This window comes from Streptomyces sp. NPDC017202, from assembly GCF_044331705.1.
Taxonomy (GTDB): domain Bacteria; phylum Actinomycetota; class Actinomycetes; order Streptomycetales; family Streptomycetaceae; genus Streptomyces.
In genome coordinates this window covers 241,783-266,296 of record NZ_JBIRNP010000005.1, presented here as the reverse complement: position 1 = coordinate 266,296, position 24,514 = coordinate 241,783, and the positions used below count along the sequence as shown (strand labels likewise).

Here is a 24,514-nt window from a genome sequence, read left to right as displayed (position 1 = left end):
GATCAAGGGCGTGCTTGCCCCGGGTCCGGCCCGCTTCGAGGTGCCGCAGCACCGCCGGCCCCTCGGCCAGGGGATGAACCCGGGGGTTCCCCGGCGGGTAGACGCCCCGGGCGATGAGCGCCGTGAGTTCGGCGAGCAACGATCGGTAGAGGGACGGGGCCGCGGCCGCGAGTGCGCCGATGTGCAGGCCCTTGAGCTGGACCTGGTGGGTGAGAACACCAGGTCGTGCGTGCTTCGGACGCCCTCGGTCAGTTGGGCCTGACTTCCGGCGGGGACGGAAGCGTCCGGCCCAGGCGTACGAGCGGGGACAGGGCCATCAGCACGGGAGACAGCAGCATGCCCGCCGCCGTCACCAGGAGACCGGTGCGCAGTCCCCACTCCTCCGCGAGGAATCCGCCGAGGAGGGAACCGAACGGCGTCAGCCCCATGCCGGCGAACGTGATCGTCGCCGCCGCACGGCCCTGCATCCCGTCCGGGGTGACGGCCTGCCGGACGGCCATCACCGTGACGTTCACCAACTGGCCCCCGGCCCCGAACACGAAGCCGACCGCGAGGAGCACGGCAACCGTCACCGCGAAGGAGCCGTGCAGCGCGGGCACGCACAGGAACGCGCCGTCGCCGAGGGCCGCCGCGGTCACGAGCACCGCACCATGGCCGAACCGGTCCGGCAGGCGGGCGGCCAGCAGCGAGCCCAGGAGCGCACCCGGCCCCGCCGCGGCGAGCGCGAGCCCCACGACGGTCCCCGACAGGTGCAGTTCCCTGGGCAGGAAGAGCAGGTAGACGGTCATCGTCGCCGCGAAGCAGAACTGGAAGGCGGCCGAGGCCAGGCACACGGTCCGCAGCGAGGGGTCGCCGACGACGAAACGCAGGCCCTCACGAATCCGCAGCCAGACCCGGGGAGGACGTTCCGGGCGTTCCGGAACCGACTCGGTCCGACGGACGCGTCGGACCGACAGGAACGACAGCGCGAAGAACAGCGTGCCGCAGGCCACGGCGACCGGCGCCGACAGGAGCACGCTTGCCTCATGCGGAGCGGCCTTCCTGCGTGCCGCGGGCGGCGCACGCGGTGGTCCGAGGCGGAGACCGTCACCGCGTTTCGCGCAGGCGCAGGAGGTAGGCCGCGGTCAGCGCGACGGCGTTGTCCCCGTCCTGCGACAGCTCCACGAGCGCCCGTGCCGCCGTGGCCCCCGGGATGTCCGCCAGCGCCTGGGTCAGCCGTACGCGCGCGTCGGTGGAGGTGCGGGCGAGGCGGTCGACGAGTCCGGTGGCGATCCGCTCCGTCGTCGCGGTGTCGCCCGCCGCCAGCACGCTCAGCGCGTCGGCCGCGTCGGTGTCGTTCCTTCCCCGCACGATCATGTCGATGAGCGTCGGAACCGCATCGGTCACGCCACGCGTCCCGAGGGCCAGGGCCGCGTGGCCGCGGACCACGACATCGGGGTGCGTGAGGGCGTCCCGCAGCCGGGCGGCGGCCTCACCACCGGTCATCTCGGCGAGGCACCGAACGGCGCGTTCCCGCACCGCGGCCACCGGTGAGCCGAGACCGTCCGCCAGCAGTGCGGTGGCGCCGTCGCCGTCGCCGTCGCCGTCGCCGTCGCCCGAGCGCGCCAGCGCCCAGCGGAGGGCTCCGGCGACGTTCGGCTCGGTCTCGCTCAGAGCCGCCTCGACCAGGGCCTCCACCGGCACCGGGACCCCGTCGACCGAGGAAAGGGCCGCGCGCTGACGTGTGTTGGCGCTCGATGACCCCAACGCCTGCAGAAAGGCGACGGCTTGGAGGACGTCCTCCCAGCCGACCGGTTCCGCGGCGTCGATCCGGCGGAGCCGCGTGAGCAACTCGGTCTCGGCCGCGATGCGTTCGCGCGTCCGGCGGATGAGGTCGCCGACGAGCGCCGAGGGCGTGAAGCCGGGGTCGTCGAGCGCGCGTCCGATCTCCCGCAGCGGCAGCCCCAGCGAACGCAGGCTCTCGATGTGGAAGATCCGCCGGATGTCCTCACCGGAGTACTCCCGGTAGCCCGAACCCGTACGGCCCGACGGCCGGATCAGGCCGAGCGACTCGTAATGCCTGAGCATGCGGGCGCTGACCCCGGACCGTCGCGCCACCTCACCGATCAACACCTCCTATCGTCCCTCCGGGCCCGACCCGCCGAGGGCCACGACACGCTTCGCCTCCTCGACCGCGTACGCGAATCCGGCGTCCGGGTCGCGCAGCAGCCGTTCGGTGGCGAGCGCGTGCGTGCGCACCCGCGGATCAGGGGCCGTCATCGCGGCGCGCAGAGCCGGCAGGACGACGTCACCCAGCTCCACCAGCGCCCGGCTCAGGCTCCGTTGCGTCTCCCGGTCGCCGCGCCCGAGCTGCGTCGCCAGCGACGCGGCCAATCCGGACTCCTCACCTGGCGGCACGAGGACGACCGCTGCCCGCCAGGCGCTCCGCGCCACCTCGTCGTCGGCGTCGGACAGGAGCGCACCGGTGATCGCCGGCCACGCCTGCCGGTCCCCGATCTTGGAGAGCGTGTGCAGCGCCTGGCTCCGTGCCTGCGCACGCTCCGAGCGGACCTCGCGGAGCAGCCCGGGAAGCGTCACCGACACCGGGTGGCGGGTGAGCGCCCAGGTCAGCATGTCGCGGACGAAGAACTCGGGCTCGATCGCGCACCGTTCCAGCAGCCTGCCGACGAAACGCGGATCCGGCGCCGTACCGACCGCCAGAGCCGCCCGCAGCCGTACGGACGAACGGCCGTCCGCCAGGCCCCGGAGTGCTCCTGCCTCATCCGCGTCCTGTCTCGTCGTGGTCATCGCAACCACCTCCTCGGCACGCAGTGAAGGCCTTGTCACCGTGTCAAGGTCAAGCAAGGTCGGGGCCGAAGGTGCCGACCGGACATGCGTGGGGGCCGGGTCGTGGCACGACCCGGCCCCCACGCGAGCGTTCACCTCAGTGGTGCGTGCAGTCCCAGTGCCCCTTCACCCAGTGGTGGTCCCAGTGGCCGGGGACGTAGACCCACTGGTAGGAGTAGTGGTGCTTCCAGTGGCCCTTGTGCCACGTGCCGTGCTTGTCGTAGTGGCCCTTCTGCCAGGTCTTGTGATCGACCTGCTTCTTCTCCCAGTGGCCCTTGACCCACGTCTTCTCCCAGTGGCCCTGCTTCCACTCGCACTTGTCGTGGTGGTCCGCGGTGACCGTGGTGACGGCGGACGTGGGCGCGGGGGCCGCGGCGGCGGTGCCGGATGTGCCGAGCGCGGCGCCTCCGGCCAGCAGTCCCGTCGCGGCGGCTCCGGCCAGCAGGCGGCGGACTCGCATGGATGCGGTCATCGACATATCTCCTTCGACAGGTCGCGGGACGAGCACGTCGAGGATCCGCCCCGCTCGGGCCGGCCGGTCACGCGGGTGGCGCGGCCGGGTCGTCGGGAGGGGCGCTGCCTTTCGCCTCGCCGTGCCGGACATGAGGGATTCGAAGCCGCCGGCGTGACGGATGAGGAGACGGGGCGGAAATTTCGAAGCCGCGGGGAACGATCATGTCCGCGACGGGGTGACGGCGCCGTCACGCCGCCCCCGCCGCCGGGGTGGCCGCGTCGTCACACAAGGTGAAGTGCCGTGCTCGGGGTCTTTGAACCGGTGCCCGACACCGTGCACGGCGTGATCGAGCCGGAACCGTGACCACGACACCCCTGGCCGGGCGCGCCGAGCCGGCTCCCGCACCCTCCCGCTTTTCCCTTCATGGTCTCACTCTCGTGCCACCGCCGCACTGCGGCGGGTGCCGACCGGTGCCAGAGTCGGACCGGGGGACGGCGGGACACGGCAGCCGAGAGCACGAAGCGCGAGGAGAACAGGGCTTGCTGCACGGAACCGACCCTTGACGCCATCGGCCGGATCGCCCAGGACCGGCCCCGCCGACCGCCGGAGGCCGGAGGCCGTACCGGGCACCTGGCCGGGCACCGTGCCGTGCGCTTCGCGCTGGCCGCGAGCATCGCCGCGGCCGCCCTGTTCGGCGGCGTCGCCGCATGGCAGTACTCCCGGGCCGACGACGCCCGCGACCGGGCCGCCCGCGCGGACACGGCCGGCCGAGCGCTCACCGAGGTCGTGACCGCGCCCGACGCCACCCTCCACTCCGGATCGCTGACCGGTGGGGGCGCGGCAGCCGTCGTCGTGTCCCGCTCCGAGGCGCGGGCGGTCTTCGCCGCCCAGGACCTTCCGGCGCTGACGGGAGACAAGGTCTACGAACTCTGGTACGCCGCCGAAGCGGGCGACCTGCGTCCCGCCGGCCTTCTGCCGGGCACCGCGGAGCAGGCCTCCCGCGTTCTGCGGGGCCCGCCGGCCGGTGTCGTGGCCGTCGGCATCACGATCGAACCCGCCGGCGGCTCCCGACAGCCCACCACCGACCCCCTCGCCGTCATCCCCATCACCACCTGAACGACGGCCCCCGCCGCTCGTCCCGGGGCGAGCCCCGTCCCGAGGAGGCGTCCACCGCGCCCGGGACGCCGCGCCCGGGAGCCGAGGTCCGCGCAGACCGTCGCTGTCTCCGGTGGGCTGCCCGCGAACCGGGCACGAAGTGCGGTGTGTTGGCGAAACCTTTGTGTAGCCTGCGGGAGCGTCGACCGGCTTCACGGTCGACCTACCAGGGGAGGGTCATGTACGGCGGAACACATGTCGGGCGAAGAAGGCGAAGAAGCGGCTGGGCGGCGGCGTGCGGGGCGGTGGCCCTCGTGTTGTCGACGGCGACGGGAGCCCATGCCGAGGGGCGCGGTGACGTCCGCGTGGTGTCGACCGTCGTCAACGGCGGGGCCGACGTCACGGTGGGTACGGCGCAGAGGGTGACTTTTCCGATCGCCATCACCGTCAGGGACAACTCGGGGGTGAAGGGACTCACCCGCGTCAGCACGTTCAACCGTTCGAACCTCTACGGTTTCTTCAGCTGGATGGGGACGACGTGCAAGAAGAAGTCCTCGACGACGTCGGTGTGCACGGCGACCATGATGGCGGATCCGGCCTGGATCGCGGCCAGTGACGACATCGACTCCAACAGGATCGCCGGGCTCTGGACGGTGAACGCCACCGTCAAGGCGAACGACGGGGACTACCGGATCTCCGATTCCATCGCCGCGTACAAGGTGAAGCGGGCCTCGAAGCTGACGACGGACGCGGCCCCCGAGCCGGTCGCCAAGGGCGCGAAGCTCACGATCACCGGCAAGCTGTCGCGGGCGAACTGGGAGACCCTGAAGTACCAGGGGTTCGCCGGACAGGACGTGAAGCTCCAGTACCGGAAGGCCGGCGCCGCCCACTACAGCACGGTCAAGACCGTGAGGACGGGTGGCTCCGGACAGCTCAGCACCAAGGTGACCGTCACCTCGGCGGGCAGCTGGCGCTGGTACTTCCCCGGCACGACCACGACCGCCCGGATCGTGTCGGCCGGCGATGCGGTGGCGCTCAGGTAGCCACCGCGTGAGGAACCCCGGTTCATTCCCGTGCGGTGGAACGCCGCACGCGATGCACCGGGGTTCCGACGATTCGGCCTACCTGGCCTTCAGGTGCGCGTCCAGGCGCGCCAGCAGCGGCACCGCGGCCGCGAGCGTTTCCCGCTCGTCGGAGCTGAGGACTTCGGTGATCGCGGCCCCGAGCCAGTCCGCGCGCCTTCGGCGCTCCTCGTTCAGACGGTCGCTTCCCGCCGGTGTGATGTGGAGCAGGAACTTGCGCTTGTCACTGGGGTGGGACTCGGCGTGCACGAGGCCCCGACCGAGGAGTTCCTTCACCGCCTTGGCGGCCGACTGGTGGCTGACGCCCCGCTGTTGTGCGACATCGGCCGTGGTCAGCGGGCCGTTGCGGTCCAGGTAGCCGAGGACGGCCGCCTCGCCGGGCGGCATCCTGTCGGCGGTGCGCACGGTGCGGACGAGTTGTCCGATGGTCAGGCGCAGTTCTTCGGCCAGCTGGTCGTCGTCCATGACGCCAGCCTACCCGCCCTTGCCAACCAAGTTGTACAACTTGGGTGTGCGGCTCGGTGGGGCGTGCGGGGATTTCTCGCAGTCGGGGTGTGCACGCGAGGTGCACGGTCGGCCACCTCGTCGACGACGGCGCCCTCCACCGCCCCGGCGACGCCTGCTGCGCGCCCGACGCCCCCGTACGCGCCCTGCTGCCGCCGACCGGCGGCCCCCGGACCCAGCTCGGCGAAGCCGCCGACCGCGTCATCCAGATCCGCGAACTCGTGCTCGGCGACCTCGGACAGCACTCCACCGCCACCATCGTGGGGGAGGAGGGCCTGACCGGGACCCCGATCGACCGTCTCGCGCTTGGTGCCACCGTCCGGCGGTGAACCCCGCGACCGGCGGTGAACCCCGCGAAGCGACGACCACCGCGCCGCGGCCGTATCGGCGGCACCGCCGACCGCACCGCCGGTCCGGGTGCGCGTGCCGTCGCCGACCTGCCGACCGCCGCGCGGTCTCACCCGCCCGCCCCCGGGCGACTGTCGTCGGAGTGCCCCCGTGCCGCCGCCCCCGCCGGTGCCTGGGGGCAGCGGACGTCGGCCAGGGTGGTGGCGAGGGACTGCCAGACGTGGGCTGCCAGGTCGAGGTTCTTCGACTCCGTCGCCTGCCGGCCGAGCCGTTGCAGGACCGCTATGCCCTCGTCGACGCGGCCCGCCAGGATCATCAGCCGGCCGTCGAGGACCGACAGCCGTACCCGGTCGCGGTAGGACAGGCGCAGGTCCTCCTCGGACAGCAGGGCGTGGCTGAGGGCGCGGGCGTCGTCCAGCCGGCCCTTGTGGAAGGCGAGATGGGCCTGAAGCGCCCGGAGTTCCTGTATCTGCAGGGGAGTGCCGATCAGGCCGAGGACACCCGCGGCCTCGCCCAGCCAGCGCTCGGCGGCGGCCACCCGGGGCGGTGACATCTGCAGGGCGGCGGCGGTGGCGGCGGCCCGCAGACGGGTCCACAGGATCAGGTCGTCCTTGCACGGGAGCAGGTCCAGGGCTGTTTCCAGCCTGGCCCGGGCGGCCGCGTGGTCGCCCTGGCGGTTGCTGACCATCGCGGCCGTCCACAGCGCCTCGGCCGCCAGGGCCGGCGTGGCCTCGGGCAGCAGGTCCCGCTCCAGCTCCTCGACGTGCCGTCCGGCCGCCTCGAGCCGGCCGAGTTCCGTCTCGATGCTGATCAGCACCATCACGGCGGCCATGGTGTCGGCCACTGACAGCCCCTCGGCGCGGGCGATGGACAGCGCCTCCACGGCCGCCGGTTCCGCTGCCCGCATGTCCCCCAGGGCACGGGTGCAGCGGGCGTACTGGACCAGTGACCGCGTCCGGAGGTCCGCGGCCTCCAACAGGTCGCTCAACTCGATGAGCTCCAGCAGCTGCACACGCTCCCGCTCGCAGTCCCCGTCCCGGCCGGCGGCGCGGCTCAGCAGCCACAGGGCCTGCCAGCGGGCGGCGGGATCGTCGCCGGTGTCCTCCTCGACCGCGCGGCTCAGGGCCGCGGTGTCGTCCATGCCGCGCGGCGCCGACGTCACGGCGGCCAGCACCGCGGTCAGGGACCTGCCGTCCGAAGGTCCGGTCAGCGCGGACGCGTCGACGCCGAGACGCTGGGCGAGATAGGTCACGGCGCGTTCGGTGGGGCGTCGTTCACCCGACTCCAGGCGTGAGAGGTAGCCCGTCGACAGGCCCTCGCCGACCAGGTTGGCCTGGCTCATGCCCCGTTCGAGCCGGAGTCTCCTCAGCCGACGGCCGAAATGCGGCTGTTCGAGCATCTCTCCCCTCTGGTCCGTTGGTGCGGCCGACGGGGCTTTCGTCCCGGACCGCCCGCTCGTGCGGATGGAGTTGTCAACACTCTAGGAAGCGCCCGGAGGGTGGGCAAGTCGTTTTGTGCATGTCAATCTCGCTGCTCAGCGCAGTCGCCGGCCCTCCGGCGCCCGACCCTTCGGTAGATGGTCACACGTGACCAAAACGCGCCATGTGCAAGGGAGTTGACAGGTTGTGCGGTTCGCTTGGCAAACCTTGTCAAGGCGGTTGCCACCCCCTTAATCTCGAACGTGCCGTCCTGATGCGATTCCCCTACTCGTCTCGTGGAGGTAATTCGTGCTGCGTCACGCCCGACCCGGCCCGTCGCGAAGGCCGGTCGCCCGGCTGGTCGTGGTCGCCGGTCCCGCGACTGCCGCGGGAACCGTGACCGACCCGGCGTACCAGGCGTCCGCGCCCCTGTCTGCCGGGGGCCCCGGCGCCGCGGGTCCGGCCCCGCCCCCTGTGCGCGACGGCCTTCCCGCAGGGCCGGGCGGCGAGATCGAATGGCCCTGACAACGTTATCCAGGTGTCGGCCCTCCCGGTGCCGGTGCCTCTGCTCCTGATCCGCCCCGGAAGTCCGGCGCCCGCCGCCGGCCGCTCCGGGGCGACGCGGAACACCCGGCTCACGGCCACCGACGCGGTGGCACGCGCCGTCACGGGGCGCCCGCCGACACCCAGGCACCGGCGCACCCGGTCAGTTCCGCGACAGCGACCCTTCCCAGCCCCCCCCACGCGCAGGAAGAAGGACGGTACGTCCGTGGCGACCACGAGTTTCCCCGACGCTTCGCCCCGCAACCAGAACCGAGCCGCCCGAACGGCTCCAGGCACCCACCGCGGCATCACCGGGAGCGGCAAACCGCGTGATGACGCGTCATCGGACTTCTGCACGGCCCACGCGTCCCCCGGTGACCTGGTCGTCAGGGCAGCGGATTCCGAATTCGCCCGCCAATTCGGACTGAACGCCGGCGAGATACGCGGATCGGGTCTTCTCGACCTTCTCCGCACGCCCGTTCCCGCGCGGCTGCGGGAACAGTTCGCCGCGCTTTCCTCGGGCCGGCGAAGGCGATTCACGGAAAGGGTCACCGGTCGCGACGGCGCCGGCCGCACCTTTTCCGCACAGGTCACCGTGACCGCCGTCAACAGGCCTTCAGGTGAAGTCGCCACTCTCCTCGTCCTTTTGCACCGTACGGGGGGCACGCGGCGGCCGGAGAAGGACCGTGAGCCGGTGCCCTCCGGCGGACCTGTGCTCAGCGCCCTCGACGCGCAGGTCCTCGAAGGAGTGGCCAGTGGTGAGTCCACGGCGCAGCTTGCCTCCCGTCTCTATCTGAGCCGTCAGGGAATCGAGTACCGCGTCGGGCAGATGCTGCGCAGGTTCGACGCACCCAACCGCCCGGCCCTGGTGGCGCGTGCGCACGCGCTCGGGATGTTCGCCGTCGGTCAATGGCCGCCGCGTGTCCTGCCGGAACGCGTGAAGTAGGCAGGAACTCCCGCCGCGCTCGCCGAGCGGCGGCCGGGGCGGTGCCCACCGCCCCGGCCGCCGTCGCCCGGGCACGGCCCCCGCCGTGCCGGACGCCGGTCCCGGCGGCCGCGCGTGTCCGCCTCATGCCGCCGAGGGCTGCCACGCCTCCTGGAAGCGCCGGCGGGCGCGGAAGAGGCGGGAGCGGACGGTGCCCACGGGCAGGGAGAGGACCTCGGCCATCTCCTCCTCGTTGAGTCCGTAGGCACGCAGGGTGAGGACCTGCCGGTGCGCCCGCGACAGGCGTTCCAGTACGTCGCTGATGTGCACCGCGTCCAGCGGGTTCGTCTCCTGCCGCGACTCCAGGTGCGAGCAGGTCCGTTCCTCGCCGCTGCGCTTGGCCACGCGGATCGCCTCGCGGATCGTCACCGAGCGCACCCAGCCGTAGAACGCCGCCGGCTCACGCAGGGTGCCCAGGCCGCGGTAGACGGCGAGCAGCGCCTCCTGCGCGGCGTCGGCGCCGTCGTCGTGGGTGATGGAACGGCAGATGCGCGCGACATAGGGCGTGATGGCGTTCAACAGGTGGTTCATGGCGTGCTCGTCGCCCGCCTGGGCGCGGGGGAGCAGGGTCAGGGGGGAGGGGAGTTCGCTCACGGCGGTCATGTCGGGGTGGGGCTCCTTACGGCGCCGGGTCGGCGGGTGGGTGAGCGCAGGGGACGGTGCTCAGCCCGTGGCCGGGCGGGCGGGCTCGGTCCGCGCCGCGTCCGCCCGGCCGATCAGGTCGAGGAGGCCGTTCCGTACGTCGTCGCGGAACGCCCGCATGAAGGACGGGCTGAAGCAGGCGGTGTGGTGCGGGAACTCGATGGCGAGCCGGCCCTCGAAGGAGACCACGCACGCCATGACGGGACTGCGTCCCGCCTGCGGGAAGTACTGCTCGCGGGCCGGCGCCAGGCGGACGTCGACGGCCTCCAGCCCACTCGGCAGCCGCGGGCCCGGGACCACGCCCATGTTGGTGACGATCACCGTGGCGAGTTGCAGCGTGGGGTTCCGGGGGATCTCCGGCGTGATGCGCATCTCGTGGAAGTGGTCACCGCGCGAGATGAAGTCGCCCAGCCGGGCGTGCACGGTACGTGCCAGGTCCAGGGGGTCCGGGGTCCCGGACACCTCGAGGGTCTGCAGGTGGGTGGTGACCGCGGGCACCATGTCGGACGCGGGCAGCGGCGGGGAGAGCCGGGAGCGCAGGTCGACGGGGGAGAGGCAGCCGAGCGTGCGGGCGCCGTCGCCGTCCAGCCGCCGCCTGGCCGTGGCCAGCAGTGTCGCGGCGATCAGCGCGTGCACCGAGACGCCGCCCGCGCGTGCCGTCCGGCGCAGGCGCGCGGTGAGTTCCGTGTCCAGGGTCAGCCGGCAGACCTCGATGTGCCCTTCCCCGGTCGTTCCTTCCCCGGTCGTGCCTTCACCGGCCGCCCGGCCGGTCGTGGACGGCCGCCGCACGTCGTACGGCACCAGTTCGACCGGGTGCCGCCTCGCCTCCTCGACACGGCCGTCGAGGTACTTGGCCGTGTCGGCGTCGTCGGCCGGGGGCAGCAGCCGGCTGACGGGCTGCGGCCACCGGGGCGTGGCGGACGCCGCGGCATCGCCGTCCCGTCCCCCTTCGACCAGCGTCCGGTAGCGGTCCCACAGCGCGTTGAGCAGCGCGATACCGCTGTGGCCGTCCGTGACGGTGTGGTCGACCACCAGGACGAACAGGTGGCTCCCGCCGTCCGGCGCGCTGACCAGGACGGCGCGGCTCAGCGGCCCCCCGACGGGCAGGGGGTCGTTCAGTTCCGCCGCGTAGGCCTCGTCCTCGGCGCCGGTACGGGTGACCAGGCGGGGCCGCTCGTCCTCGTCGAGCAGGCGCAGCACGTGGCCCGTGCCCTCCTCGACGATGCGGGAGCGCAGCGTCGGGTTCGCCTGCGTCATCGCGTCGAACGCGGCCGACAGCGCCCCGACGTCGACGGGTCCGCGCAGGGAGCAGGACAGCACGGCCCTGCTCCTCTGGCCCACGTAGAGCGACTCAACCGGACACAGCGCACGGTGCATGCCGTCAGCCTTCTTTCCGTCGTTCATCTCGTGTGTCCACATCGTTCGTTTCCCGTGTCCACGGCCCGGGAGCGGCCTGTCACCGCCGGCTGTCCGCGGGAATCGGGGTCCCCCTGTCCGAGGGAATCGGGGTCCTCCGAGAGTGCACCGGGAAGCGCGGTGGAATCCACACGGGAACGCGATGCACGGCGAAGTCGCGTGTTTTCCCTAAAAGTTGAGTCGGCCGGCGGACTCCCTCGCACCGCGGTCATTAGGGAAACACCTGAATCGAGGCCCGGGGACCGGTCTCGGCTTGACCCGGCCGGGCCCGGTATCCCACCGTGAGGTCCAGTGAAACCGGGGCCGGGCGACGCGACACCCGTTCCCCCGCCCTTGGTGTGCGACCTCCCTTTTCCGCCCCGTGAGCCCGCCCGGCGCGCATCCGCACGCGAGGGCGGCACGGAGCGGTGGCCGCACCCGTCCGATCCGGCCGGGCCCTCGTCCGTCCGGGACATTACGGCTTGTCACGTGAGGGTTGTGCTATGTCACTGCAGGAGGACGACCGCCGACCGCTGTCCGGGGCCCAGGAGGGCCTCTGGTACGCCGGGCGGCTCGCGCCGGACAGCGCCGCGTACAACACCGCGGAAGCGGTGGAGATCCACGGGCCCCTGGACACCGGCCTGTTCGAGGCCGCGCTGCGGCGCACCGTCGGCGAGGCCGACACCTTCGCCCTGCGTTTCGTGGACACCGACGACGGCCCGCGCTGCCGACGCGCCCCGGACGCGGCCGACTGGAGTCTGCACCGGATCGACGTCAGCGGCGCCGAGGACCCCGAGGACGCCGCCTGGTCCTGCATCCGCACCGACCTGGCCACCCCCGTGGACACGGAGAAGGGCCCGCTGTTCTCGCACACCCTGCTGACCCTGGCCCCCGACCGCTTCATCTGGCTGCTGAGGGCCCATCACCTCCTGCTCGACGGCTACAGCTACAAGCTCCTCGGGCGGCGCCTGGCCCAGACGTACAACGCCCTGGCCGAAGGGCGCGAGCCCGACCCCTCCGGGTTCGAGCCGGTGAGCCGGCTCCGGGCGGAGGAGGAGGCCTACCGGGCTTCCGAGCGGTACGTCCGCGACCGGACCCACTGGGCGGGGCGCCTGGCCGGGCTGCCGGAGCCCGCCCGGCTCACCTCCCGGACGGCCGCCCCCACCGCCCCCTTCCTGCGCCGCACCGCCGAGCTGGAGCCCGCCGAGGCCGCCGCCCTCGACACGGCGGCGGCCCGCCTGGGCGTCTCGCGCACCGACCTGCTGACCGCCGCCACCACCGTGTACCTGCACCGGATGACCGGCGCGGGGGACCTGGTGCTCGGTCTGGCGACGATGAGCCGGCTCGGCAGCGCCGCCCTGCGCACCCCCGGCACCGCCTCCGACGTCCTTCCGCTGCGGGTGGCGGCCGCCCCCGGCACGCCCGTCGCGGAGCTGGTGCGCGCGGTCGCGGACGAACTGAAGGCCCTGCGCCGGCACCAGCAGTACCGCGGCGAGTTCCTGCGCCGCGACCTGGGCCTGCTGGGCACCGGACGCCGCCTGTACGGACCGGTCCTGAACATCGTCCCGTTCGACGAGTCGCCGGTCTTCGGCGGCCGGCCCACCACCTGGCACCACCTGTCCGGCGGCGCCGTCGACGACCTCCAGATCTCCGTACGGCCCGGGGCGCGGACCGGCGGCATGTGGCTCGCCTTCGACGCCAACCCCGCCCTGTACGAGGAGGACGAACTCGCCCTGCACCGCGACCGGTTCCTCACGGTGCTGCGCCGGCTGGCCGAGGCCGCGCCGGCCACGCCGCTGCGGGACCTGGACGTCCTGCTGCCGGGCGAGCACCCCCGCGACACCCCCGTACGCACGTACCCCGTCGAGCGCACCCTGACGGAACTGTTCGAGGAGCAGGCGGCGCGCGTGCCCGGGCGGACCGCCGTCACCTGCGGGGACGAACACCTCACGTACGCCGAGCTGAACGCCGAGGCCAACCGCCTGGCCCGGCTGCTGGCCGAACGCGGCGCGGGCCCCGGCCGGGTGGTGGCGCTGGCCCTGGAGCGCGGCCCCCGGCTGCTGCCGGCGCTGCTGGCCGTCCTCAAGACGGGCGCGGCCCACCTCCCCCTGGACCCCGGCCATCCGGCCGAGCGGCTGCGACTGGTCGTCGAGGACACGGCGCCCGTCGCCCTCGTCACCGAGCACGCCCACGCCCACCTGGCCGGGGACACGGTGCCCGCCGTCCTCCTGGACGACCCGGAGATCGCGGCCGACCTCGCCCGCCGGTCCGCCACCGACCTCACCGACGCCGACCGGCACGGGCGGACGAGCCCGTCCGACATCGCCTACGTCATCCACACCTCCGGCTCCACCGGCCGCCCCAAGGGCGTGCCCGTGCCGCACGCCAACGTCGTGCGGCTGTTCGCCGCCGCGGCCGAGCACTTCGACTTCGGCGCGGACGACGTGTGGACGCTGTTCCACTCCTACGCCTTCGACTTCTCGGTCTGGGAGATGTGGGGCGCCCTGCTGCACGGCGGCCGGCTCGTCGTCGTCCCGTACGCCGTCAGCCGCTCGCCGAAGGACTTCCTGGAACTGCTGCACCGGGAGGGCGTGACCGTCCTCAACCAGACGCCGTCCGCGTTCGAGCAGCTGATCGACGCCGACCGCGAACGCGACGGTGACGCCGGGGCGTTGCGGTACGTCGTCTTCGGCGGCGAGGCCCTCCGCCCGGCGGCCCTGCGCCCCTGGGCCGACCGGCACGGCCTGGACCGCCCGGCGCTGGTGAACATGTACGGCATCACCGAGACCACCGTGCACGTCACCCACCACCGCCTCACCCGGGCCGACCTGGACGACCCGCGCCGCGCCCACGTCATCGGCACCCCGCTCGCCGATCTGCGCGTCCACCTGCTGGACCCCGAGGGCCGCCCGGTGCCGCCCGGCGCGACCGGCGAGATGTACGTCTCCGGCGCCGGCGTGGCCGCCGGGTACCTGAACCGGCCCGAGCTGACCGCCGAACGCTTCCTCGACGACCCCCACGGCCCGCCCGGTACCCGCATGTACCGCTCCGGCGACCTGGCGCGGCGCCGCCCCGACGGCACCCTCGACTACCTCGGCCGGGCCGACGCGCAGGTGCAGCTGAGGGGCTTCCGCGTCGAGCCGGGCGAGATCGAGGCGGTCCTCGCCGCCCACCCGCGCGTCGCCCGGGCCGCCGTCGTGGTCCGCCGCGCCGACAACGGCGCCCACCAGCTCGTCGCTTACACGGTGGCGGCGGGCGACGCACCGGCGAGCCCCGCCGAACTGCGCGCCCACGCCGCCGCCCGCCTGCCCGAGTACATGGTCCCGGCCGCCTGCGTCCCCCTGGACACCCTGCCGCTCACCGCCAACGGCAAACTCGACGTGCAGGCGCTGCCCGCCCCGGACTTCACCACCGAGGCGTCCGGCACCCGCCCCGGGACACCGCAGCAGAACGTCGTCTGCGCGCTGTTCGAGGACGTCCTCAAGCTGCCCCGGGGGACCGTGGGCATCGACGTGAACTTCTTCGACCTCGGCGGCGACTCCCTGCTCGCCACCCGCCTGCTGGCCCGCATACGGCACGAGACGGGCGCCGAGATCCCCATCACGGCCCTGTTCGAGACACCGACACCGGCCGCCCTCGCCCACCGGCTGGCCGCGCGGCCGGACGCTGTTCCGCCGCGGCCCGCCCTCGGCGGTGCCGCACGCCCGGAGCGGGTACCGCTGTCCTTCGCCCAGGAACGCATGTGGTTCCTCAACCGGCTCGACGACGGCGCGGCCACCTACAACATCCCGCTCCTCGTCCCGCTGGACGCCGACCTCGACACCGAGGCGCTCCAGGCGGCCCTCGGCGACCTGACCGACCGCCACGAGAGCCTGCGCACGGTGGTCGCCGAGCACGACGGAGTGCCGTACCAGCGGATCGTGCCGCCCGGCGAGCTGCGGCCGCCGCTGCACCGCGTCGACTGCCCCGCCGCCGAGACCGCCACCCACGTCACCGCCGCGCTGCGGCACCGCTTCGACCTGACCGCGCAGAGCCCGCTGGCCGCCTGGCTGCTGGGCACCGGCACCGACCGGACCCTGCTGCTCGTGCTGCACCACAGCGCGGCCGACGGCTGGTCGCTGCGGCCCTTCGCCGACGACCTCGGCACCGCGTACGCCGCCCGCCGCGCGGGCCGGGAGCCCCGGTGGACCCCGCTGCCGGTGCAGTACGCCGACTACGCGCTGTGGCAGCGTGCCCTGCTGGCGCCCGAACCGGACGGGACGGGCCGGCTGGAACGGCTCACCGCCCACTGGCGCACCGCGCTGGACGGGGCGCCCGAGGAGTGCACCCTCCCCGCCGACCGCCCGCGTCCCGCCGCACCGCGCGGCGGCGGCGCGCACGTCGGGACCGTCGTGGACGCCGCCGTGCACCGCGACCTGCTGAGCCTGGCCGACCGTGAGAACACCAGCCTGTTCATGGTGCTGCACGCCGCCGTCAGCGCCCTGCTCACGCGCTGCGGCGCCGGCGAGGACATCGTCCTCGGCACCCCGGTCGCCGGCCGCACCGAACCCGCCCTCGACCACCTCGTCGGCCTGATCACCAACACCCTGGTCCTGCGGGCCGACACCTCCGGCGACCCCGCCTTCCGCGACCTCCTCGCCCGGCTGCGCACGGCCGACCTGGCCGCCCTCGACCACCAGGACCTGCCCTTCGACCGGCTGGTCGACGAACTCAACCCGCCCCGCAGGGCCGGCCGGCACCCCCTCTTCCAGGTGATGCTGGCCCTGCAGAACAACGAACCCGCCGTACTCGAACTGGACGGCCGGCGGACCGAGTTGCGACCGACCGCCACCGGCACCGCGAAGTTCGACCTCTTCGTGGACGTCCTGGAACGCCGCACCTCCGACGGGGCCGCCGACGGCCTCGCCCTGCACGTCGAGTACGCCACGGAGCTCTACGACGCCGGTACGGCCGAGGCGTTCGCCCACGCCCTGCACGACGTCCTGCGCACGGTGTGCGCCGACCCCGGGGTCCGCGTCGGACGACTGCCGGCGATCCCCGACCGCACCCCCGCCCCGGCCGCGGCCGACACCGCGGAGCTGGAGGAGACGGCACGGGCCGTGCCCGGCATCCGCGACGCCCACGCCCTCACCGGCGCGGACGGTGAGCCGCCGTGCCTGTACGTGGTGCCCGGACGGGCGGACGCCGCGGACCGCGTCGAGGACGCCCTGGACCGCGCGGGCCACGGCACGGTCCGCGTCACGGCGGTCAACGCGCTGCCCCTCGACGCCGACGGCGCCGTCGACACCGGGGCGCTGCGTGCCCTGCCCGTCGTCGACCGCACCGCGGCCGAGGCCTGGCGGGAACGGCTGGCCCGCCTCCCCGCCGTCACCGCCGTCGAGGTGGCGGCCGAGAACATCCCCGAGGAGCTCGGACGCCGCCACGCCGGCCTGCCCGACCGCACGGCGGGACCCGCCCCGGCCGCGAGCACCGAGAGCACCGTCACGACCCCCCTCGTCCCGGCGCTCAGCGAGGGCCCCGCGCTGTCCGAGCCGTCCGTGTCCGGCTGGGCGCAGGCCCTGCGACGCGCCGCCGAGCTGGACCGGGGCGACATCGTCCACGTCCACCCCGACGGCAGCGAACACCGGCGCAGCTACGCCTCCCTGATCCCGGAAGCCTCACGGGTACTGGCCGGTCTGCGCCGGGCGGGCCTGCGCCCCGGCGACCGGGTCGTCCTCCAGTGCGACGTGAGCGAGGACTTCCTCGCCGCGCTGTGGGGCTGCGTCCTCGGCGGCTTCGTCGCCGTCCCGCTGACCGTCCCCGCCTCCTACGACACCCCCTCGGCGGCGCTCACGAAGCTGGAGGGCATCTGGCGGATGCTGGGCCGGCCCTGGATCGTGTGCTCCGCCGGCCGCGAGGCCGGGCTGCGTGACGTGGCCGCCCGGCAGGCGTGGTCCGGGCTGCGGCTGACCACCGCCGACGCCCTGCGCGAGGCACCGGAGGACCACGACTGGCACCCCGCCCGGCCCGACGACCTCATCCTGATGCTGATGACGTCCGGCAGCACCGGTCTGCCCAAGGCGGTGCGCCTCACCCACCGCAACGTGCTGACCCGCTCCGCGGCCACCGAGCAGATGAACGGGCTGGACGCCACCGACGTCTCGCTGAACTGGATCCCGCTGGACCACGTCACCGGCGTGGTGATGTTCCACCTGCGGGACGTCTACCTCGGCTGCCGCCAGATCCACGCCCCCACCTCCTGGATCCTCCAGGACCCGCTGCGCTGGATGGATCTGGCCGACCGGCACCGGGTCACCGTCACCTGGGCGCCCAACTTCGCCTTCGGACTCCTCGCCGAGGAGTCCCACCGCTTCACGGACCGCACCTGGGACCTGTCGCCGATGCGGCTGGTGATGAACGCCGGCGAGGTCGTCGTGGCCGCCGCCGCCCGCCGGTTCCTGCACGCGCTGAAACCCTTCGGCCTGCCGCAGGACGTGATGCACCCCGGCTGGGGCATGTCCGAGACCTGCTCGGTGGTCACCGACGCCGTCCTGCCCGGCGAACCCGCCGGGAACGAGGGCACGTTCGTCAGCTGCGGACGTCCCTACCCCGGCTTCGCCATGCGGATCGTCGACGAACAGGGCAGAGTCCTCGGCGAGGGCGAGGCGGGCCGGTTCCAGGTCCGCGGCACCTCGGTGACCGGCGGCTACCACGACAACCCGGCGGCCAACGCCGAGGCGTTCACCGAGGACGGCTGGTTCGACACCGGAGACCTGGCGTTCCTGCGCGAGGGCGAGCTGTACATCACCGGCCGCGCCAAGGACGTCATCATCGTCAACGGCGTCAACCACTACAGCCACGAGATCGAGGCCTGCGTCGAGGAACTGCCCCACGTGGAACGCAGTTTCACCGCCGCGGTCGCGGTGCGCTCCGATCCCTCCTCGCCCACCGACGAACTGGCCCTCTTCTTCCACCTCGCCTCCGGGACCCCCGACGCCCCCGACGCCTCCGACGCCGGCACGGCGGCGGCCCTGCGGGAGATCGCCGGCAAGGTCACCCGGGAGATCGGCGTCAGCCCCGCCTTCCTCGTCCCGGTCGAACCGCACGACATCCCCAAGACCGAGATCGGCAAGATCCAGCGCACCAGGCTGCGCAAGAGCTTCGAGGCGGGCGCCTTCGACGACGAGGTCCGCAGGGCGCAGCTGCTGCTGGGCACCGCCGCCACCGTGCCCGACTGGTTCCTGCGGCCGGTGTGGCAGCGGGCGGAACGCCCCGGCGCACGCGCGACCCCCGCCGGCCGGCACACCCTCGTGCTGACCGGCTCCGACCCCCGGACCCAGCGGCTCGCCGACCGGCTCGCCGACGCCCTGCGCTCCGGCGGCGGCCTGTGCACGGTGGTCGGCGACGGACCGGCCTACGCCCGGCTCGACACGGCCCGCCACCGCGTCCGGCCCACCGAGGAAGCCGACTACACCGAGCTGCTGCGGCAGCTGGAGCGCGACGGACGCCCGGTCGACGCCGTCCTGCACCTCGACGGCCTGCACCTCGACGACCCGCGCGGCGCCGGAGCGCCGGAGCAGGCGCCGTACGACACGACCGGTACGGAGCGGTTGCTCGCGCTCGCCCGCGCCCTCGCCGCCCGGCCCGGCCGGCCGCGCCCCGTCGACCTGGTCCACGTCTCGACAGGCGCCCAGGCCGTGCGTCCCGAGGACCACCCCTGCCCGACGCACGCCATGGCGGGCGCCCTGCTCCGCTCGCTGGGCGAGGAGTTCGGCTGGCTGCGCGGAGCCCACCTCGACCTCGCGCCGGACGCCGACCCGCTGCCCGTCCTGCTGGCCGAGTCGACGGTCGCCGCGGACGGCGCGGAGGTGGCGTACCGCGACGGCCGCCGGCACGTACGCCGCCTCGCCCCCTTGCCCGACACGCCGTCCCGCGACCGGGCGCCCGCGCCCGACGGCTTCACCCTGATCACCGGAGGGCTCGGCGGCGTCGGCGCCGAGGTCGCGGCCCACCTGCTGCGCACGCCCGGTACGCGGCTGCTGATCGTGGGCCGCACCCCGCAGTCCGAACTGGACCTCCAGGGGGCCGAACCGGCCCGCGGGGAGGTCCTGCGGCGGCTGCGCGAACTGGGCGAGGTCCGCTACGCCCGCGCCGACGTCACCGACGAGCACCAGGTGCGGGCCGCGCTGGACGCGGCCACCGAGGCCTGGGGCGTGCCGCTCGCATCGGTCCTGCACCTGGCCGGAACCCTGGTCGAACGTCCCGTGGACGACCTCGACGCGGCCACCTGGCGCCGGGCCCTGGCGGCGAAGGCGCGCGGCGCGTGGGTCCTGCACCGCCTCACCGCCGACCACCCGGCCGTCTCCCTCACCACGTTCTCCTCCGTCAACGGCTACTTCGGCGGTGCCATGAACGCCGCCTACGCCGCCGCCAACGCCTACCTGGACGCCCTCGCCCAGCACCGCCGCAGCCTCGGCCTGCCCGCCCGGTCCCTGGCCTGGAGCATGTGGCGCGAGCACGGCATGAGCCGCGGCTACCGGCTCACCGCGCTCACCGAGGCCCGCGGCTACCGGCTGCTCGACGCCCCCGCCGCGCTGCGCTCGTTCGATCTCGCCCGGACCCTGGACGAGCCGCACCTGCTGATCGGCGCCGACCGCACCGCTCCCTGGGTCCGCAGCCACGTGGCGGCCCCGGTCCGTCAGGTGCGGCGCCCGGCCGCGCGCGTCGGCCTGGAGGACGGCACCGACCTGGGCGCCCTGTACCGCGCGGCGGCGGGCAGCGCCCGCGCGGCCGGCCTGGGCGACGACTGGACGCTGCGCTCCGCGGGCACCACCGGACACCGCGACCAGGCGGACCCGGGAGAGGGGCTGCGGCGGCTGGAGAGCCGGCTCGCCGAGGTGTGGTGCGGCGTACTGGGCCGCGACCGGGTGGGGCGGGACGAGAACTTCTTCGACCTGGGCGGCAACTCCCTGCTCCTCGTCACCGCCCAGAGCGCCGTGAACAGCGCCTTCGACGCCGACCTCTCCGTCGTCGACCTGTTCGCGCACCCCACCGTGCGGGACCTGGCCCGCCACCTGTCGAAGCGCGCCGGCACCGGCACCGGGACGGCCGCGGAGCCGTCGCCACCGTCCGGCTCCGGCTCCGACTCCGGCTCCGACTTCGGCTCCGACTCCGCGTCCGCGTCCGAGACCGCGGGACAGCGGGCCGCCGCCCCCACCGCACCACGGTCCTCCGGGACCGCCCCCAGCGGCCTGGACCGCGCCAAGGAACAAGCACAGCGCCAACGTGCGGCCCGCGCGCGCCGCACCGCACGGCAAGGGAAGGACCGAGGCCATGCCTGAGACCACCGAACCGTACGAACAGCAGATCCCCGCCGTCGCCGTCATCGGCATGGCCGGCCGTTTCCCCGGCGCCGCCGACCTCGACACCTTCTGGGACAACCTCGCGGTGGGCCGGGAGTCGGTACGGCCCGTCCCCGACGAGGAGTTCCTCGCCGCGGGCGGCGACCCGCGCGACCTCGACGACCCCTCACTCGTGCGCATGGCCTCCGTCGTCGAGGACATGGACCGCTTCGACTCCGGCTTCTTCGGCTACAGCCCCGCCGAGGCCGCCGTGGTCGACCCGCAGCAACGACTGCTGCTGGAGACGGCCTACCACGCCCTGGAGGACGCCGGCTGCCTCGGCGGCGACCGCACGGGCGACGCGTTCGGCGTGTACGCGGGCGGCGGCGACAGCCGCTACTACCCCGCCCACGTGTACCCGCGCCACGCCGGGCAGCCCGGCTCGGTGGCGCTCGTGCACGCGGCCACCGCCAACTCCCTCGGCACCCTCGCCACCCGCGTCTCCTACGAACTGGGCCTCACCGGCCCGAGCGTGTCGCTCCAGACGGCCTGCTCCACCGCGCTGGTCGCCGTGCACACCGCCTGCCAGGACCTGCTCGACCACCGCTGCGACACCGCGCTGGCCGCCGCCGTCTCCCTCAACCCCTCGGCCGCGCTGGGCTACCGCCACGTGCCCGACGGCCCCTTCTCGCCCGACGGCCACTGCCGCGCCTTCGCCGCGGACGCCGCCGGCACCTCCTCCGGCGACGGCGTGGGAGCCGTCGTGCTCAAGCGCCTGGAGGACGCCCTCGCCGACGGCGACCGCATCCGCGCCGTCATCCGCGGCAGCGCCGTCAACAACGACGGCCGCCGCAAGGTCGGCTTCAGCGCGCCCAGTGCCGCCGGGCAGACCGAGGTCGTCCTCGCGGCGCAGGCCGACGCGGAGGTCGACGCCGGCACCATCGGCCTGGTCGAGGCGCACGGTACCGCCACCCGGCTCGGCGACCCGATCGAGGTGGCCGCGCTGACCGAGGCGTTCCGGCAGAGCACGGAGCGGACCGGGTTCTGCGCCCTGGGCTCGGTGAAGACCAACATCGGCCACCTGGGCGCCGCCGCCGGCATCGCCGGGCTCATCAAGGCGGTCCTGGCCCTGGAACACCGGCAGATCCCGCCGAGCCTGCACTTCGACCGGCCCAACCCGCTCATCGACTTCGCCTCCGGCCCCTTCCGCGTGCCCACCGCCCTGGAGGACTGGCCCGCGGGCGACCAGCCCCGCCGGGCCGCCGTCAGCGCCTTCGGGATCGGCGGCACCAACGCCCACGTCATCCTGGAGGAGGCCCCGCCCACCGCTCCGGCAGCACCGGACGGCGTCCGCCCGCCCGCGGACGGACACCGCCTGGTGCTGCCGCTGTCCGCGCGGACCGCCGGCGCCCTGCGCGGCCAGGCCGAAGCCCTCGCCCGGCACCTGGAGCTGCGGCCCGAACTGCGCCTGGACGACATCGCGCACTCCCTGCGCGCCGACCGGCCCGCACTGCGCCACCGCCTCACCGTCACGGCGGCCGGCCGCGAGGAGGCCCTCGACGCCCTGCGCACCGCCGCACCGGGCACCGTGCCGCCGTCCGACGAGCCCGCCCGCGTGGCGTTCCTGCTGCCGGGCGGCGGCACCCAGTACCCCGGTATGGGAGCGGAGCTGTACCGCGACCACGGCGTCTACCGCGACACCGTCGACGAGTGCGCCCGCATCCTGCGGCCCGCACTCGGCGCCGACCTGCGCACCACCCTGTTCGAGCAGCGGCAGCCCGACGACACCGCCGCGTTCCTCGGCCTCGTGGTGACCGAGTACGCCCTGGCCCGCACCCTCATGGAACAGGGCGTGCGCCCGGACGCCCTCATCGGCCACTCGCTCGGCGAGTACACGGCGGCCTGCCTGGCCGGGGTCGTCGACCTGGAGGACATGCTGCCCCTGGTCACCGAACGCATCCGGCTCATCGCCTCCGCGGGCGGCGCCACCGTCGGCGTGGCCGCCCCGGCCGAGGACGTCCGGCCCCTGCTCGACGACGAGCTGTCCCTGGCCGCGGCCAACGGCCCGGGCGCCTGCACCGTCGCCGGACACCTCGGCCCCATCGCCCGCTTCGAGGCCGAGCTCACCCGCCGGGGCATCCCGTTCCGCCGCCTGCGCATCCCCGTCGCCGCGCACTCCCACGTCCTGGACCCGGTCCTGCCGGCCTTCGAGGCCCACCTGCGCCAGGTCACGCTGCGCCCGCCGCGGATCCCGTACGTCACCAACGTCACCGGCACCTGGATCACCGACGCGCAGGCCACCTCCGTGCGGCACTGGCTCGACCACACCAGGAACACCGTGCGGTTCGCCGACGGCATCACCGCCCTGTGGGACCGCCTGCACCCCGTCCTGGTGGAGATCGGGCCGGGGGACACCCTGACCAAGCTGGCCACCGGCAGGCTCGCCGACGAGACGCCCGTGACGGTGACCACCATGCGGCACGCCAAGGCCGAGGCCTCCGACGGATTCGTCCTCGCCGAAGCCCTGGGCCGGCTCTGGAGCGCGGGCGTGGACACCGCGCTCCCGCCGGCGCCGGACACCGCCCGACGGGTCCCGCTGCCCCCGTACGCCTTCGAACGCCACCGCCACTGGATCGACGCCCCCGGCGCCCGCACGCACCCCGACGCGCCCGGCACCCCGGCCGCGGCGGAAGCGGCCCCGGCCCTCGCCCCCCGCCCCCGGCTGACCACCGAGCACGTGCCGCCGCGCTCCGACCGCGAACAGGCGGTGACCCGGCTGTGGGAGGAGGCCCTCGGCATCGGCGGCATCGGCGTGCACGACAACTTCTTCGACCTCGGCGGCGACTCGATGCGCGCCGTGCTGCTGGCGGGCCGCCTCCGCCAGGCCGGCGTCCTCGACGTACCGGCGGCCGAGCTGCTGGCCGCGCCCACGGTGGCCGGGATCCTCGCCGCGTCCGACGAGGCCGCGTCCGACGAGGGGGACCCGGACGCGCGGGGGACCGCCTCCACCGCGCTCGGCCCGCTGCTGCCGCTGCGCGCGGAGGGCACCGCCACCCCCCTGTTCTGCCTCCACCCCGGCGCGGGCGTGTCCTGGCGCTACACGGGCCTGCTGCCCCACCTCGGCGGCGACCAGCCCGTGTACGGCATCCAGGCGGTCGGCCTCGACGGCACCAGGCCGCCCGCACCGGACGCCACCGCCATGATCGACGCCTACCTGGACCTGGTACGGCAGGTGCAGCCGCACGGCCCGTACCGGCTGCTGGGCTGGTCCTACGGCGGTTTCGTCGCCCACGCCATGGCCTGCGCGCTCCAGGAGAGCGGCGAGCGGGTCGAACTCCTCGCCATGCTCGACGCACCGCAGCCGCACGGCACCACGTACGACCCCGGGGCGGCGGAACGCCAGGTGGCGGCGCTGCTGTCGCGGGTGACCGGACTGCCCGCCGGACCGGGGGCCGCGCCACCCGACGTCGACACCGTCCTGGACCGTATCGACGCGGGCCTCGCGGCCGACCCGTCCAGTTCGCCCGTCACCCGTGCCGAAGCGGCCGCCATCGCCGCCGTCATGCGCAACAACCTGCGCCTCGCCCCGCAGTTCGCGCCCGGTGTCTTCCACGGTGACGTGCTGTTCTTCAGCGCGGCCAGGGAGGAGCCCACCGACTTCCCGGCGGACCTGGCGGTGCTGCCCGGCAAGGCCGACAGCTGGCGGCCCCACGTCGACGGCACCCTCCACGACCACCGGGTGCCGTGCGGCCACTACGAGATGACCGAGCCCGAGCCGATCGCCCGCATCGGCGAGGCGGTCGCCAAGGCCCTGCGCGGACTCCAGGCGTGAGCCGCAGGACGGCGTCCACCCCCGTTCCCGACCCCCACCGAGTACGCCCCGACCGTTCAGGAGATGCCGC

13 protein-coding genes and 1 pseudogene are annotated in these 24,514 nt (G+C 74.3%); 6 read left to right on the top strand and 8 right to left on the bottom strand.

Features of this window, described 5'->3' with window-relative positions:
- Positions 1-248: 248 nt before the first annotated feature.
- The 4 genes and pseudogenes from ACH4N1_RS13725 to ACH4N1_RS13710 form a co-directional block, all read right to left on the bottom strand.
- Positions 249-1,013 (bottom strand): annotated as a pseudogene (locus ACH4N1_RS13725) (MFS transporter); the annotation flags it as partial.
- A gap of 73 nt (positions 1,014-1,086) precedes the next feature.
- Positions 1,087-2,112, bottom strand: coding sequence for a HEAT repeat domain-containing protein (locus tag ACH4N1_RS13720; protein WP_398097000.1), 1,026 nt, complete (start codon positions 2,110-2,112; stop codon positions 1,087-1,089).
- 3 nt (positions 2,113-2,115) lie between these two features.
- Positions 2,116-2,787: a HEAT repeat domain-containing protein gene (locus tag ACH4N1_RS13715; RefSeq protein WP_398096998.1), complete on the bottom strand. Its 672-nt coding sequence runs from the start codon at positions 2,785-2,787 to the stop codon at positions 2,116-2,118.
- A 136-nt stretch (positions 2,788-2,923) separates the two neighbouring features.
- The gene (locus ACH4N1_RS13710) at positions 2,924-3,298 is read right to left on the bottom strand and encodes a hypothetical protein (RefSeq protein ID WP_398096996.1); all 375 of its coding nucleotides are present in this window, start codon (positions 3,296-3,298) and stop codon (positions 2,924-2,926) included.
- Positions 3,299-3,928: 630 nt separating this feature from the next.
- Here ACH4N1_RS13710 and ACH4N1_RS13705 point away from each other — a divergent pair.
- Positions 3,929-4,396 (top strand): anti-sigma factor, encoded by a 468-nt coding sequence (locus ACH4N1_RS13705; protein ID WP_398096994.1) that lies wholly within the window; start codon positions 3,929-3,931, stop codon positions 4,394-4,396.
- 218 nt (positions 4,397-4,614) lie between these two features.
- On the top strand, positions 4,615-5,418 hold the full coding sequence (locus tag ACH4N1_RS13700; RefSeq protein WP_398096992.1) for a hypothetical protein: 804 nt from the start codon (positions 4,615-4,617) through the stop codon (positions 5,416-5,418).
- A 78-nt stretch (positions 5,419-5,496) separates the two neighbouring features.
- Here ACH4N1_RS13700 and ACH4N1_RS13695 read toward each other — a convergent pair whose 3' ends face one another.
- The gene (locus ACH4N1_RS13695) at positions 5,497-5,922 is read right to left on the bottom strand and encodes a MarR family winged helix-turn-helix transcriptional regulator (protein WP_398096991.1); all 426 of its coding nucleotides are present in this window, start codon (positions 5,920-5,922) and stop codon (positions 5,497-5,499) included.
- Between the two features lie 89 nt (positions 5,923-6,011).
- Between ACH4N1_RS13695 and ACH4N1_RS13690 the strand changes: the two genes are divergently transcribed.
- Positions 6,012-6,290: a hypothetical protein gene (locus tag ACH4N1_RS13690; protein ID WP_398096989.1), complete on the top strand. Its 279-nt coding sequence runs from the start codon at positions 6,012-6,014 to the stop codon at positions 6,288-6,290.
- Positions 6,291-6,418: 128 nt separating this feature from the next.
- Here the strand turns inward: ACH4N1_RS13690 and ACH4N1_RS13685 are convergent, their stop codons facing one another.
- The gene (locus tag ACH4N1_RS13685; RefSeq protein WP_398096987.1) at positions 6,419-7,708 is read right to left on the bottom strand and encodes a helix-turn-helix domain-containing protein; all 1,290 of its coding nucleotides are present in this window, start codon (positions 7,706-7,708) and stop codon (positions 6,419-6,421) included.
- Positions 7,709-8,496: 788 nt separating this feature from the next.
- Here ACH4N1_RS13685 and ACH4N1_RS13680 point away from each other — a divergent pair.
- The gene (locus ACH4N1_RS13680) at positions 8,497-9,216 is read left to right on the top strand and encodes a PAS domain-containing protein (protein ID WP_398096986.1); all 720 of its coding nucleotides are present in this window, start codon (positions 8,497-8,499) and stop codon (positions 9,214-9,216) included.
- Positions 9,217-9,339: 123 nt separating this feature from the next.
- Here ACH4N1_RS13680 and ACH4N1_RS13675 read toward each other — a convergent pair whose 3' ends face one another.
- Positions 9,340-9,858, bottom strand: a complete 519-nt coding sequence (locus ACH4N1_RS13675) for an RNA polymerase sigma factor (protein WP_382795600.1) — start codon at positions 9,856-9,858, stop codon at positions 9,340-9,342.
- A gap of 60 nt (positions 9,859-9,918) precedes the next feature.
- A complete protein-coding gene (locus ACH4N1_RS13670) occupies positions 9,919-11,274 on the bottom strand; it encodes a protein kinase (protein ID WP_398096984.1) in 1,356 nt (451 codons plus the stop codon).
- A 521-nt stretch (positions 11,275-11,795) separates the two neighbouring features.
- Here ACH4N1_RS13670 and ACH4N1_RS13665 point away from each other — a divergent pair.
- Both ACH4N1_RS13665 and ACH4N1_RS13660 read left to right on the top strand, forming a co-directional pair.
- A complete protein-coding gene (locus ACH4N1_RS13665) occupies positions 11,796-20,612 on the top strand; it encodes an amino acid adenylation domain-containing protein (RefSeq protein ID WP_398096982.1) in 8,817 nt (2,938 codons plus the stop codon).
- On the top strand, positions 20,605-24,444 hold the full coding sequence (locus tag ACH4N1_RS13660) for a type I polyketide synthase (RefSeq protein WP_398096981.1): 3,840 nt from the start codon (positions 20,605-20,607) through the stop codon (positions 24,442-24,444). The genes ACH4N1_RS13665 and ACH4N1_RS13660 overlap by 8 nt, the downstream gene beginning before the upstream one ends.
- Positions 24,445-24,514: the final 70 nt, after the last annotated feature.